We start from the raw sequence: 13392 nt of genomic DNA on the forward strand, positions 1-13392 counted from the left end.
GGATCAGCGGCGACGCATGAGGCGGGGGCAGAGCACACCCATGGCACAGGGCACGGTCCAGGTGACGCACACCGGCACATCGCGGTGGCGGCGCCGCACGGGTGAGTACGCCTCCCTCGCCGCGGCTCTGGAGGCCGCCGGGGACGGCGACGTCCTCACCGTCGCGCCCGGCACCTACCGGGAGAACCTCGTCATCCAGCGCGCCATCACCCTGCGCGGCCCCGAGGGCGGGGTCGGCTCGGTCCGGATCGCGCCCGTGGACGGCGTGCCGCTGACGGTACGGGCGTCGGCGACCGTGCAGGACCTGCACGTGGAGGGCCAGGACTCGGCCGCGCCCGCCCTGCTCGTCGAGGACGGCACCCCCGAACTGCTCGACCTGCGCATCGTGACGCGTTCGGCGGCCGGCCTGGAGGTGCGCGGCGCGGCCCGCCCCATGGTCCGCCGGATCACCGTCGACAATCCGGCGGGCGTCGGCATCGCCGTGCTCGACGGCGCGGGCGGCGTGTTCGAGGAGTGCGAGATCGTCGCGGCCGGGCAGTCCGGCGTCTCGGTGCGCGGCGGCGCGCATCCGCGGCTGGAGCGCTGCCGGATCCACCACGCGTCCGGCGCCGGGATCAGCGTCACCGGCGAGGGCAGCGGCCTGGAGGGCATCGGCTGCGAGGTGTACGAGGTCAAGGGCACCGGTCTGCAGATCGCCGCCCGGGCCACCGCGCATCTGACGGATTCCTCCGTGCACCGCACCTCGGCGGACGGCATCACGCTCGACACGGACGCGGCCCTCACGCTCTCCGACTGCGACATCCACGACATCCCCGAGAACGCGGTCGACCTGCGGTCCCGTTCGGTGCTGACGCTCACGCGCTCGACCGTGCGCCGCTTCGGCCGCAACGGGCTCTCGGTGTGGGACCCGGGCACCCGGGTGGACGCCAACCAGTGCGAGATCCACGACAGTACGGGCGACTACCCGGCGGTGTGGGTCAGCGACGGGGCGACCGCGGTCCTCGACGCGTGCCGGGTGCACGACGTGCCGGACGCGCTGTTCGTCCTCGACCGCGGCTCGCGGGTGGACGTCGTCGACAGCGATCTGTCGCAGGTGCGGAACACGGCGGTGTCGGTGAGCGACGGGGCGACCGCGCAGCTCGACGACTGCCGGATCCGGGAGGCGTCCACCGGCGCCTGGTTCCGCGACCACGGCAGCGGCGGAACGCTCGGCGGATGCACGATCGACGCCGTGCAGACCGGGGTGATCGTCACCAAGGGGGCGGACCCCACGATCGAGCGGTGCACCGTCACCTCCCCGGCGGAGGCCGGCTTCTACGTCTCGGCGGAGGGGCGGGGCTCCTTCCACGGCTGCCGGGTGACCGGCAGCGGCGGGTACGGCTTCCATGTGATGGACGGCTGCCGGACCAGCCTGCGCAAGTGCCGCACGGAGCGGTGCGCGCGCGGCGGGTACGAGTTCCCGGAGGACGGTCCTGTCGCGGAGGACTGCACGAGCGACGAGAGCGGGGTGCGGGGCGCGCCCGGCGGCGACCCGGGGACGGTCCTGACGGCGGCGGCCACGGCGGCCCCGGCATCGGCGGGGCTGCTCGGCACGGTGCCTCCGCCGCGCTCCCCCGCCGCGGGCGCGTCCGTCGCTCCGTCCGTTCCCGCGCCCGCGCCCGACGCGGTCGTGGTGCCCGCCCGCTCCTCCCAGGACGTCCTCGGCGAACTCGACGGGCTGGTGGGCCTGGAGAGCGTGAAGCACGAGGTGCGGACGCTGACCAACATGATCGAGGTCGGCCGCAGGCGTCAGGAGGCGGGTCTCAAGGCCGCCTCGGTCCGGCGCCACCTGGTCTTCACCGGCAACCCGGGCACCGGCAAGACGACGGTGGCCCGGCTGTACGGCGAGATCCTCGCCTCGCTCGGCGTCCTGGAGCGCGGCCATCTGGTCGAGGTCTCCCGGGTCGACCTGGTGGGCGAGCACATCGGCTCGACGGCGATCCGCACCCAGGAGGCCTTCGACCGGGCGCGCGGCGGGGTGCTGTTCGTCGACGAGGCGTACGCGCTGTCGCCGGAGGACTCGGGGCGGGACTTCGGGCGCGAGGCGATCGACACGCTGGTGAAGCTGATGGAGGACCACCGGGACGCGGTGGTCGTCATCGTCGCCGGCTACACGCACGAGATGGAACGCTTCCTTACGGTCAACCCCGGTGTGGCGTCCCGGTTCTCACGGACCATCAACTTCAGCGACTACGTCCCGGACGAGCTGCTGCGGATCGTGGGGCAGCAGGCGGACGAGCACGAGTACCGGCTGGCCGCGGGCACCGACGAGGCGCTGCGGAAGTACTTCACGGAGCTGCCGAAGGGCCCCGCGTTCGGCAACGGCCGTACGGCCCGGCAGACGTTCGAGTCGATGGTGGAGCGGCACGCCGGCCGGGTCGCCGTGCTCGCCGACGCGAGCACGGACGACCTGACGCTGCTCTACCCCGAGGACCTGCCCGAACTGCCCTGATCCGTGGGCCGGTCGGGGCCCGCGGCGCGCGGGCGGGGCAGCGTGGGCGGCAAGCGGTCGAGGAGTACGGCCCGTTCGGCGGCGAACGCCGGGTCGGCCTGGTAGTCGGAGTGGCCCAGGATCGGTTCGGGCAGCGGGTGTTCGGGGGTGCGGCCGTAGCCGACCGGGTCGAGCAGCGCCGCCCTGTCCACGGCCGGCTTGTCGCCGACGGCGGGCACCCGGACGGGACCGCCTATCGGGTCGGTGGGGCGGTGGAGGTTGCTCCAGCAGTGCAGGGTTCCGTACAGGGCGCGCAGCGACCCGGGGCCGAAGTAGGCGGGGAACCAGCGCCCGTAGAGCCGTTCCAGCGGGGACCCGTAGGTGAGCAGCGCCACGCGCCGGCGGGTCGTGGGCGGCAGCTGCCAGACGGCGGCCGCGGCGAGCACACTGCCCTGGGAGTGGCCGGAGATGACGAGCCGGCCGCCGGTGTGCCGGGTCCAGGAGCTCATGCGCCAGGTGAGGTCGGGGACGGCCCGTTCGGCGTAGCAGGGCGGGGCGAAGGGGTGCGCGGCGCGCGGCCAGAACGTGCCCACGTCCCAGAGGATGCCGATCGTCCGGCGGGCGGAGGCGTCCCGGTAGGCGCGGCGGCCCCAGGTGACGAAGAGGAGGAAGCCGAAGCCGATCATCCAGGAGCCGAGGGACTGGGCGGTGGCGGCGGTGGACGCGATCGCCGGGTGGGCGCCGTCGAAGGCTCGGCCCGGGACGTTGCCGCTGGCCCAGGCGCCCGCCACGGAACCGGCGCCGAGCAGCAGGGTGGCGCCGGAGACGGTACCGACGAGGGCGGGGGCGGCGTCGGTGAGCGACGCGGTGGCGCGGGCGGCGGCGATCCGTCCGGTACGGACCGGGTCCGGGTCCTCGGTGCCGTAGTCGGCCTCCACGACCGGGCCGAGCCTGCGGGCGGCGCGGGCGGTCCGTACGGCGAGGACGACCACCGGGGCGAGGAGCAGCAGGAGCAGGACGGGGATGACGGACGCCTGCCAACTGAGCAGCACGGGCGGGGCGATGGCGGAGCCCGCGCCCATGCCGGGCGTCCCGGGCCCGTCGAGCCAGTCGGCCATCCGCTGGGCGACGCCGCCGGACATCACCCCGCCCAGCGCGCAGGCGAGCATCGCCACGGCGGGGCCGCCGAGCCCGTGGAGCGCGGTGCGGGCGTCCCTGCCGGGGCGGTGGAGCAGGACGGCGACGGCCCCGAGGGCGACGACGAGCGCGCCCTGGGCGAGGGTCAGGACGCCGAAGGTCGCGTCGCCGGGGAGCGTTCCCGCGGAGCGCCAGTCGGGTCGGGACCAGCCGGAGTGCAGCACGGCGAGGACGAGGAGGATCAGGGAGGTCGCGGGCAGCCAGGCGACGAGGGCCCGTTCGAGGCGGAGGTCGAGGCGCTTCTCGCTGCGGCCCCTGCGGCAGACGACCCAGACCACGACGGCTCCCAGGACGACGTACGCCGACTGGAGCGAGCGGCCGAGGACGTCGAGCAGGGCGCTCTGGCTCTCCCGGTCATGGCGCGCGGCGGCCCCGGTCAGGGCGGCGGCGACCGTCAGGAGCCCGGCGGCGGTGTGAGCCGCGCGCAGGCGGGCGACGAGGCGGCGGCCGTACCAGAACCCGGGACGGCCGAGCGCGGGGCGCACCTCGACGGAGGGGTGGGGGGCGAGGTCGGTGGCAGGGTCGGGGTCGATGTCGAGGTCGGGGTCGGGGTCGGGGTCGACGTCGAGGCCAGGGTCAGGGTCAGGGGCGATGGCGTGGTCGGCACGAGGGTCGGGGGCCGCCGGTGCCGCCGCCGTGTCCTCGTCGTAGCCGGTGGGCGGGCGCTGGGCCTCGTACGCGCTCCAGGTCCGGTGGGAGAGGTACCAGAGCAGCGCGACCAGCGCGGCCGGGACCACGGCGGCGAGGGCGAGCCTGCGGCCCGGCTGGGACCACCAGCCGCCGCGCTCGGCGGAGAGGAAGCCGAGCCAGGAGCGGTCCTCCACGCAGACGGCCGAGCCCGCGCACTGCCAGGCCGTCAGATCGAGCGCGACCTCACAGGCCGCCGCGGTGAGCAGCACGGTCAGGGTGAGCGCCACCAGGCGTACCAGCGTCCCGTACAGCCGCACCAGCCTCGGGTGTCCCTTGGCCGGCGGGCGCATCCAGTGGGCGAGGTTGACGACCATGAACGGCAGGAGCAGCAGCCACAGGGCGCGGGCGCCGTTGCCGGAGGTGAGGTTGGACCAGACGTACGCCTCCGGGACCGGCCGTTCGGCGTACCGCTCGGGGTGATCCTCCGCGTCGGCGTCGTCGGTGCGCCGGTGCATCGCGGCGGTGGCGTCACCGGTGATCCGTACCGTGCGGGGGTCGCCCAGCATGTCCTGCGGGGTGGCTCCGCCGACGCCGTGGACGAGGAGTTCGAGCGCCGCGCCGCCGCTGTGGGGAGCGCGAGGGGCAGGGGCCACTTCGGTGCCTCACTCTCTGGGTGGGAGGATTCGACGGCAGGCAGTCAGGTAGGCAATCAGGATCGCGGAAGGCCGTGCGAAGGTGCAGGGGCTCTCACGGAATCCGCGCTCCAATTCACCAGTTCCCTTCGGAAGGACCGGCCCCGGTGGTGAGCGACCATCAGAATCTCCTCGCGGAGCAGCGGCGCGCCCTCATTCTGGACGAGGTGCGGCGGCGCGGCGGTGTACGGGTCAATGAGCTGACGCGAAGGCTCAACGTCTCGGACATGACTATCCGCCGGGACCTGGACGTGCTCGCGCGCCAGGGTGCCGTCGCGAAGGTGCACGGCGGCGCGGTGCCGGTGGCCGAGACGAGTTCGCACGAGCCGGGGTTCGAGGCCAAGTCGGCGCTCGAACTCGGTGCGAAGGAGGAGATCGCCCGGGCGGCGGCACGGATGGTGGCCCCGGGTTCGGCGATCGCTCTGTCCGGCGGTACGACGACGTTCGCGCTGGCCGGGCAGCTCCTGGACGTGCCGGATCTGACGGTGGTCACCAACTCGGTGCGGGTCGCCGACGTCTTCCACACGGCCCAGCAGGTCGCCGCGGCGCGCGAGGGACGGCGGGGGACGGCGACCGTGGTCCTCACCGGCGGGGTGCGGACCCCGTCCGACTCGCTGGTGGGGCCGGTGGCCGACCAGGCGATCGGCTCGCTCCACTTCGACGTGCTGTTCCTCGGGGTGCACGGGATCTCGGTGGAGGCGGGGCTTTCGACGCCGAACCTGGCGGAGGCGGAGACGAACCGGCGCCTGATGCGCTCGGCACGCCGCGTGGTGGTGGTCGCGGACCACACCAAGTGGGGGACGGTGGGGCTCGGTTCGTTCGGCCGGCTCGACGAGGTGGACACCGTGGTGACGGACGGCGGGCTGTCCGACGAGACCCGCGCGGAGATGGCGGAGCACCTTCCGGGCCTGGTGGTGGCGGGCGAGGAGGAATGAGCCTCTTCCGGGTCGAGCGCCGCTCGGGGCTGCCGGTCGAGGAGGTCTGGCGGCGGCTGACCGATTTCGCCGCACACGGCGAGCTGGTGCCGCTGACCCGGTCCCGGACGCTCACGCCCGGGCCCCTGGGTGTGGGGAGCCGGTTCGTGGCCCGGACCGGGGTCGGGCGGCTCGGCTTCGACGATCCCATGGAGGTGGTCCTCTGGGAGGCGCCCGCGCCCGGGCGTCCGGGGCGGTGCCGGCTGGAGAAGCGCGGCCGGGTGGTGCTCGGTCACGCGGTGATCGAGGTGTACGCGGACGAGGGCGGCGGCGCCCGCGTGGTATGGGTGGAGGAGCTGCGGGTGCGCGGGGTGCCGCGCGCGCTGGATCCGCTCCTGGCCCTGGCCGGGCGGAGGGTGTTCGGCCGGGTGGTGGACGGGCTGCTCCGAGGGCCTTCGGCGCACTGACCCTGGGCAACTGACGGTACGTCAGCTAGGGTGGGCGCTCCTCGGATCGGATCTTCGGATGAGGTCTTCGGTCCTCGGTCTTCGGATGGGATCTTCGGAGCGGTCCTCGGATCCATTCCTCGGATTCCATGCCTCGGGAGGGACGTCCATGCAGCGCCGACTCAGGCTCGTGGAAATCGACTTCGCCGCGCACGCACCCGTACGGCTGGCGTTCTCAGCCGAGTTGGCGGCTCCGCCCTCGGCCGTGTTCCGTTCCCTCGCCGTCGAACTGGGCTCCATGCCGTCGTGGTTCACGGCGGTGACCTCCGCGACCCCGACCGGCGAGGGTGCCGGACGCACGGTGCGGCTCCGGGGCGGGATCGTCTTCGAGGAGACGATCCTCGCCCAGGACCCCGACACCCGCTACGCGTACCGCGTCGACGCGACCAACGCGCCGGGCGTCAGCGCTCTCGTCGAGGAGTGGACCCTCGCCCCGGTGGGATCGGGGACCCGGGTCGGCTGGACGATGGCGGTCGACGGCGGCGCGCCGTGCCGGCTCGCGCTGCGGCTCGGCCGGCCGGGTTTGGGCAGGTCCTTCCGGGACGCGATGCGCCGCCTCGACCTGCGGCTCACTCCGGCCAGACACCCGTCGCCAGGAAGCGGTCGATAGCGGCGGCATAGGGCGCGATGTCCAGGCCCTGCTCCGCCAGCCACGCGTCGGAGTAGTACTTGTCCAGGTAGCGGTCGCCCGGGTCGCAGATCAGGGTGACGATGCTGCCCGTACGGCCCTGCTCGACCATCTCCGCGACGATCTTCAGCGCGCTCCACAGGCCCGTACCGGTGGAGCCGCCCGCCTTGCGTCCGATCGCGCCCTCGAGCGCGCGGACGGCGGCCACGCTCGCGGCGTCCGGGACCTTCATCATCCGGTCGATGGCACCGGGCACGAAGCTGGGCTCCATGCGGGGCCTGCCGATGCCCTCGATGCGCGAGCCGCAGTCGGCGGTCGCGTCCGGGTCGTGGTTCGTCCAGCCGTCGAAGAAGCAGGAGTTCTCCGGGTCGGCGACGCAGATACGGGTGTCGTGCTGCATGTAGTGGACGTAGCGGGCGATGGTCGCGGACGTGCCTCCGGTACCGGCGGTGGCGACGATCCACGCGGGCTCCGGGTACCGCTCCAGGCGCAGCTGCTGGTACATCGATTCGGCGATGTTGTTGTTGCCCCGCCAGTCGGTGGCCCGCTCGGCGTAGGTGAACTGGTCCATGTAGTGCCCGCCGGTCCGCTCGGCGAGGGCCGCGGACTCCTCGTAGATCGCGCCGGAGTCGTCGACGAAGTGGCACTGGCCGCCGTGGAACTCGATCAGGCGGCACTTCTCGGCGCTCGTGGTGCGGGGCATCACGGCGATGAACGGCACGCCGATCAGCTTGGCGAAGTACGCCTCGGAGACGGCCGTCGAGCCGCTGGACGCCTCGATCACCGGATTGCCCGGGCGGATCCAGCCGTTGCACAGGCCGTAGAGGAAGAGCGAGCGGGCCAGACGGTGCTTGAGGCTGCCGGTGGGGTGGGTCGACTCGTCCTTCAGATAGAGGTCGATCCCCCAGGAGTCGGGGAGCGGGAAGCGCAGCAGGTGGGTGTCGGCGGAGCGGTTGGCATCGGCCTGCACCTTGCGGACCGCCTCCTTCAACCAGGCGCGGTACGCCGGGTCGCTCCGGTCGACGTCGACGGTCGCGACCGCGGCGCGCGCCGTGTTCTCCGTGGTGCTCATGCGTCCTTCTCCTCATCCGGCCCAACAGGTCCCCCACTGCCGACGATAACTCGCTCACCTGCGCAAACGATCGCTTTGGGGGTCCATAGGAGTCCCTTGGGAACGGCCTTGCGCCCGCCGCGGGCCAGGGCCCCTGGTGCGGTCGCCGCCCGCCCGGCACACTGGACGGAGCAACCGGCGCGAAGGGGGCGGAGCGAGATGACGGAGCCGCAGTTCACGGCCAAGGGCGTACGGATCGAGCGGTGGCCGCGCTCGTTGACGCGGGCGGGTGAGGTCCGGATCGAGGACGGCCGCCTTTCCCTGCTCACCAGCTACGGCAGCGAGATCGACAGCGCCCCCGTGACCTCGGTCCGGGCCGGACGTCCATGGTTCGCGAAGCCGGACGAGACGGTCGCGACGGTGAACGGGACGCGCTACCGCCTGACCATGGACGGTCCCGCGCGCGGGCCGAAGGACCGGGCGTCCGGCCCCGGCGGCTTCCTCGAAGCCCTGAAGCGGGCCACCAAGGGCCTCGGCGAGAGCTGATCCCCCGCGGCGGAAGCGTCGCCACGACGCAAGCGCCTGCACGGTCGACGGGACGTCTCGGCGGACGGGATGCCTCGGGCCGACGGAACGGCGGTGACCTGCGCGGGGTCGCCGCGAGTTGCGGGCCGGTCACCACTGGTTCACCCTGGAAACCACCTCACCGAGGGTTCACCGGCGGTGACGCTGTGATCCAGCCCGCCGCCCTGCTGTACGCATGACAGATCCGTATCTTCGTCTTCTTCCGGACCTCAACTTCGGGGAGTCGCAGCCGTGATCAGCGAGCCAAGCAGGCACTGCACGGTGGAGCTCCAGGCCCTGCCGTCGCGGATCGGTCAGGTCCGCAGAATCGTTTCAGCGCATCTGCGCTACTGGCATCTCGATGCCTTGATCGACCATGCGGCGCTCGGTGTCACCGAGCTCCTGACCAATGTTCACCGGCACGCACAGCCGGACAAGATGTGCACCGTCGAGATCGAGCTGCTGCTCGATCGCCTCACCGTCTCGGTCCACGACCACGACCCGCGGATACCGCACGTCGACGGCCGGGCCGGGCCACCCCACCCCGACGACCTGGACGAGTGCGCCACCTCGGGCCGTGGTCTGGCCATCATCGAGGCCGTCAGCGAGAGCTGGGGCATCCGTCCGTACGACACCGGGAAGGTCATCTGGTTCACCCTTCCCGCGCCCACCCCCGCCGTGGCCGTCCCCTCGCGGGCGCATGCCGTGTACGGGGCGACCACCGACGGCCCCTTCGTCGGCCACACCCGCTTCCACGGCGCCCATGGCACGAGCCTGGAGGGTGTCCCCTTCGGCACGCCGGAGGTGCCGGCCCACGCCCCGGCGGTCGCCCGCTCGGCCCTGGCGGGCTGAACGCCGCCGCCGGGCGGATATTGGACATCGGATCATGGATCTTGGATCCAATATCCGTGATCCATGATCCGATATCCACGACGTGGCTCTCGGGCCGCCCGGCCGCGTCACTCCGTGGCGATCGCCCGCAGCACGTCCAGACGGGCGGCCCGCCGGGCCGGGCGCCAGGCCGCGAGCGCGCCCGCCGCGAGGCCGACCAGGGCGACGACCGCCAGCTGGAGCGGCGGGAGGGCGAAGGCGAACGCGCTGTCGCTCGCTCCGTCGGACGCCTTGACCAGGACCCAGCCGAGGAAGCCGCCGAGCAGTACGCCGCCGGCCGTGCCGAAGGCCGCGACGAGGACGGACTCCCAGCGGACCATGGCCTTCAGCTGGGCCCGGGTCTGGCCGACGGCGCGCAGCAGCCCGAGTTCGCGGGTGCGCTCGTGGATCGCGAGGGTCAGGGTGTTGGCGATGCCGAGCAGGGCGATGAGGACGGCCAGCGCGAGCAGCGCGTAGACGAGGGTCAGCATCATGTCGATGCCGCCCGCGGAGGACTCGGCGTACTCCTCGCGCGTCTGCACCTCCGGGTTGCCGTAGTCGGCCGCGACGTCCGCCACCGCCGCCTCGCCCGCCTCCGCGGAGACGCCGTCCGCGAAGCCGACGGCGACGAGCCGGTCGGAGTCCTGGGCGCGGTGCGGTGCCCAGGCCTCGCGGGTGACGACGTAGTCCCCGGCGAGTTCGGACTGCTCGTACACGGCCTTCACGGTGAAGATGCGCCGGGTGCCGTCCGTGAAGGCCAGTTCGGTCGTGCTGCCCGGCTTCAGGCCGGACTTGTCCGCCTCCGTGCCGGCGACGGCGATGCCGTCGGTCCCGAGGCCGTCCAACGAGCCCTGGACCTGCCCGAGGTCGAAGGCGCGGGCGAGCGCGGCGGGGTCGGTGACGGTCAGGGCACGGCCCTCGCCGTCGACCTCCGCGACCCCCTGGCCGAGGCCGACGGCGGTCTCCACCTCGGGCAGCGCCGCGAGCGCCGGGGCGAGCCGAGGGCTGAGTCCGCTGCCTCCGGAACCGAACGCCGGAGTGCTGACCGCCACGTCTCCGGCGAACGACCGCGAGACCGTCTGGTCCATGGTGGCCTTCAGCGAGGCGCCGAAGACCGTGAAGAGGGAGACGACGGCGACCCCGATCATCAGCGCGGTCGCCGTGGCGGCGGTCCGCTTCGGGCTCCGCAGGGCGTTGCGCCGGGCCAGCCCCCGGTTGGCGCCGCGCAGCGGCCCGCCGAGGATCCTTACGGCGTACGAGGAGGCCACCGGACCGAGGACGACGAACGCGGCGAGCGCGAGCACGGCCCCCGCAGAGGCGAGCCACAGCGACGGCGTCGCGAGGACCCCGGTGAGCACCACGGCGACGGCGGCGAGCAGCAGCCCCGCACCGGCCAGGGCACGCGCGCGTGAGGCGCCCGAGTCGTCCACGGCGGTCTCGCGGAGGGCGGCCAGGGGCGCGGTCCGCCCGGCCTTCACGGCGGGCAGCAGCGCGGAGCCGACACAGACCAGGAGGCCGACGGCGAAGGGCACCGCCAGGGACAGGGTACTGATCACCAGTTCCCCTTCGGGGAAGGGGAAGCCGATCGCCGGGAAGAGCGCCTGGAGCCCGGCCGCCACACCGATCCCACCCAGGAGGCCCGCCGCGGAGGCGACCAGGCCGACGGCCACGGCCTCGACCAGCGTCGAGCCCACGATCTGCCGACGGGAGGCGCCGAGGGCGCGCAGGAGCGCGTTCTCGCGGGTCCGCTGGGCGACGACGATGGCGAAGGTGTTGTGGATGGAGAAGACGGAGACGAGCAGCGCCACCCCGCTGAACACCAGCAGGAACGTGGTGAAGAGGGTGAGGAACTGGCCGGCGATCATGTCGGTGTTCTCCTGGGCCGACTGTTCGCCGGTGATCGCCTCGACGCCGGTGGGGAGCACGGGGGCGAGTGCGGCGACGAGATCCCGCTGCGAGGTGTCCGGGCCCGCCCGCACGAGGATGCCGGACGCGTCGCCCGGCTTCGGCGTCAGGTACTTCTCGGCGTCGGCGCGGGTCATGCCGGTGTAGGTGACCTGGCCCATGCCGTCCTCGCCGCCGAAGGTGGCCAGGCCCACGACGGTGACCCGCACCGGGTCGGGGGTGCGCAGCACGGTGGTGGAGCCGACGGCGAGGCCGCCGCTCTTCGCGGCGCCGCGGTTGACGACGACCTCGCCGGACCGCTCGGGCGCGCGGCCTTCGGCCAGGGCGTACGGGTTGAGCGCGGCGTCCTCGATCCAGTTGCCCGCGAGCGTGGGCGGGCCCTGGCCGCCGAGGGGCTCGCCGTCGGCGCCGATCAGCTGGCCCGCGCCCTCGATCCGGGGGACGGCCGCGGCGACGCCTGGCACCTGGGCGATCCGGTCGGCGAGGGAGGCGGGAACGGTGTCACGGGTCCCCTGACTCTCCCCCTCGACGGTGACCACGCTCGTGCTGCGGACCACGGCGTCCGTGCCGCTGGTGGCGTTGCCGAAGAGCGAGTCGAAGCTCGTCCGCAGGGTGTCCCCCATGACGAGGGTGCCGGTGAGGAAGGCGACCCCGAGCAGGATCGCGGAGAGCGTGCCGACGAAACGCCGCTTGTGGGCGCGGAGCGCGGACAGGCTGAGTCTCAGGGCGGCGTTCATGACGGCACCGCCCCTCGTCGCGCCCGGCCCGACGTGCGCGTGCCGTCGTCCGGCGGGCGCGTGCCGACGTCCGGCGTGCGCGTGCCGACGTCCGGCGTGCGCGTGCCGTCGACCGACGTGCGCGTGCCGACGTCCGACGTGCGGATGCCGTCCGGCGGGCGCGTGCCGTCCGGCGTGTGCGGGGAGCCGTCGAAGGCCTTCATGCGGTCGAGGACGCGTTCGGCGGTCGGCTCCGCCATTCTGTCGACGAGCCGGCCGTCGGCGAGGAAGACCACCTCGTCGGCGTGGGCGGCGGCCACCGGGTCATGGGTGACCATGACGACCGTACGGCCGGTCTGCCGGACGGTCCGGCCGAGCAGCCGCAGCACCTCCTCGCCCGAGCGCGAGTCGAGGTTGCCGGTCGGTTCGTCGGCGAAGACGACGTCGGGGGTGCCCGCGAAGGCCCGGGCGACGGCGACGCGTTGCTGCTGCCCGCCGGAGAGCTGGCTCGGCCGGTGGTGGAGCCGGTCGCGGAGGCCGACGGTGTCGACGAGGGCGTCGATCCAGTCCCGGTCGGGGGCGGTCCCGGCGAGGTCGAGGGGCAGGGTGATGTTCTCGGCGACGGTGAGGGTGGGCAGCAGGTTGTACGCCTGGAAGACGAAGCCGATCCGCTCGCGGCGCAGCAGGGTGAGCCGCCGGTCGTCGAGCGTGGACAGGTCGGTGCCGCCGATGATCGCGGACCCGGAGGTCAGGGTGTCGAGGCCCGCGGCGCAGTGCATCAGGGTGGACTTGCCGGACCCCGAGGGGCCCATGATCGCGGTGAAACGGCCGGCCGGGAAGTCGACGCTCACCCCGTCCAGGGCCCTGACCTCGGTGTCTCCGCCGCCGTAGACCTTGACGGCGGCGATGACTCGGGCGGCGGCACGCGGGACGGTGCCGGGGGCGGTGCTCGTCATCGCGCACGCCCCTGGGGTCCCGTGCGGCCGAACTGCTCCTCCAGGACCGTCAGCCGCCGCCAGTACTCGTCCTCGTCGATCTCGCCGGCCGCGAACCGGCGGCCGAGGAGCGCGATCGGGGACTGCTCGTCGTGACCGGGCCGGGGTCCCGGCCCGCGCCTGCCGCGCCACCCGGTGCGGCGCAGCACGGTGACGACGGTGAGGATCACGGCCGCCCAGACGACCGGGAAGAACAGGGCCCAGGGGCCTGGGCCTGCGTGGGCGAGGGTGTTCATGGGGCTCAGCTCCTCGTG

General features: G+C 73.6%; 11 protein-coding genes. 6 read left to right on the forward strand and 5 right to left on the reverse strand.

Annotated features, from left to right (window positions below):
• The first annotated feature begins 40 nt into the window (after positions 1–40).
• Positions 41–2491 (forward strand): right-handed parallel beta-helix repeat-containing protein, encoded by a 2451-nt coding sequence (locus tag AB0E14_RS24470; protein ID WP_362421858.1) that lies wholly within the window; start codon positions 41–43, stop codon positions 2489–2491.
• Here AB0E14_RS24470 and AB0E14_RS24475 read toward each other — a convergent pair.
• Positions 2461–4950 carry a hypothetical protein gene (locus AB0E14_RS24475; protein WP_362421861.1) on the reverse strand — a complete coding sequence of 830 codons (2490 nt, stop codon included), beginning with the start codon at positions 4948–4950 and terminating at the stop codon, positions 2461–2463. The genes AB0E14_RS24470 and AB0E14_RS24475 overlap by 31 nt on opposite strands.
• Before the next feature lie 149 nt (positions 4951–5099).
• Between AB0E14_RS24475 and AB0E14_RS24480 the strand changes: the two genes are divergently transcribed.
• The 3 genes from AB0E14_RS24480 to AB0E14_RS24490 all read left to right on the forward strand — a co-directional run bounded on the left by AB0E14_RS24480 (position 5100) and on the right by AB0E14_RS24490 (position 7019).
• Positions 5100–5924, forward strand: a complete 825-nt coding sequence (locus AB0E14_RS24480) for a DeoR/GlpR family DNA-binding transcription regulator (protein WP_362421864.1) — start codon at positions 5100–5102, stop codon at positions 5922–5924.
• Complete coding sequence (locus tag AB0E14_RS24485; protein ID WP_362421868.1) at positions 5921–6370, forward strand: SRPBCC family protein; 450 nt, start codon at positions 5921–5923, stop codon at positions 6368–6370. Before AB0E14_RS24480 ends, AB0E14_RS24485 begins: the two co-directional genes overlap by 4 nt.
• A 148-nt stretch (positions 6371–6518) precedes the next feature.
• Positions 6519–7019, forward strand: a complete 501-nt coding sequence (locus tag AB0E14_RS24490) for an SRPBCC family protein (RefSeq protein WP_362421871.1) — start codon at positions 6519–6521, stop codon at positions 7017–7019.
• On the opposite strand, the gene AB0E14_RS24495 is transcribed toward AB0E14_RS24490, so the two are convergent.
• Positions 6979–8109: a PLP-dependent cysteine synthase family protein gene (locus tag AB0E14_RS24495; RefSeq protein WP_362421874.1), complete on the reverse strand. Its 1131-nt coding sequence runs from the start codon at positions 8107–8109 to the stop codon at positions 6979–6981. The two genes, AB0E14_RS24490 and AB0E14_RS24495, sit on opposite strands and share 41 nt — an antisense overlap.
• Before the next feature lie 198 nt (positions 8110–8307).
• Here AB0E14_RS24495 and AB0E14_RS24500 point away from each other — a divergent pair, with 198 nt between their 5' ends.
• On the forward strand, positions 8308–8634 hold the full coding sequence (locus AB0E14_RS24500; RefSeq protein ID WP_362421877.1) for a hypothetical protein: 327 nt from the start codon (positions 8308–8310) through the stop codon (positions 8632–8634).
• 270 nt (positions 8635–8904) lie between these two features.
• The gene (locus AB0E14_RS24505) at positions 8905–9504 is read left to right on the forward strand and encodes an ATP-binding protein (protein ID WP_362421880.1); all 600 of its coding nucleotides are present in this window, start codon (positions 8905–8907) and stop codon (positions 9502–9504) included.
• 107 nt (positions 9505–9611) lie between these two features.
• Here AB0E14_RS24505 and AB0E14_RS24510 read toward each other — a convergent pair whose 3' ends face one another.
• Genes AB0E14_RS24510 through AB0E14_RS24520 form a run of 3 tightly spaced genes read right to left on the reverse strand, consistent with a single transcriptional unit; the run spans position 9612 to position 13374 of the window.
• The gene (locus AB0E14_RS24510) at positions 9612–12164 is read right to left on the reverse strand and encodes an FtsX-like permease family protein (RefSeq protein WP_362421883.1); all 2553 of its coding nucleotides are present in this window, start codon (positions 12162–12164) and stop codon (positions 9612–9614) included.
• Positions 12161–13099 (reverse strand): ABC transporter ATP-binding protein, encoded by a 939-nt coding sequence (locus tag AB0E14_RS24515; protein WP_362421886.1) that lies wholly within the window; start codon positions 13097–13099, stop codon positions 12161–12163. Before AB0E14_RS24515 ends, AB0E14_RS24510 begins: the two co-directional genes overlap by 4 nt.
• Entirely contained in the window at positions 13096–13374 is a 279-nt protein-coding gene (locus AB0E14_RS24520) for an SHOCT domain-containing protein (RefSeq protein ID WP_362421889.1), read from the reverse strand. The genes AB0E14_RS24515 and AB0E14_RS24520 overlap by 4 nt, the downstream gene beginning before the upstream one ends.
• Between the last annotated feature and the right edge of the window lie 18 nt (positions 13375–13392).

Source organism: Streptomyces sp. NPDC047981 (genome assembly GCF_040653315.1).
Classification (GTDB): domain Bacteria; phylum Actinomycetota; class Actinomycetes; order Streptomycetales; family Streptomycetaceae; genus Streptomyces.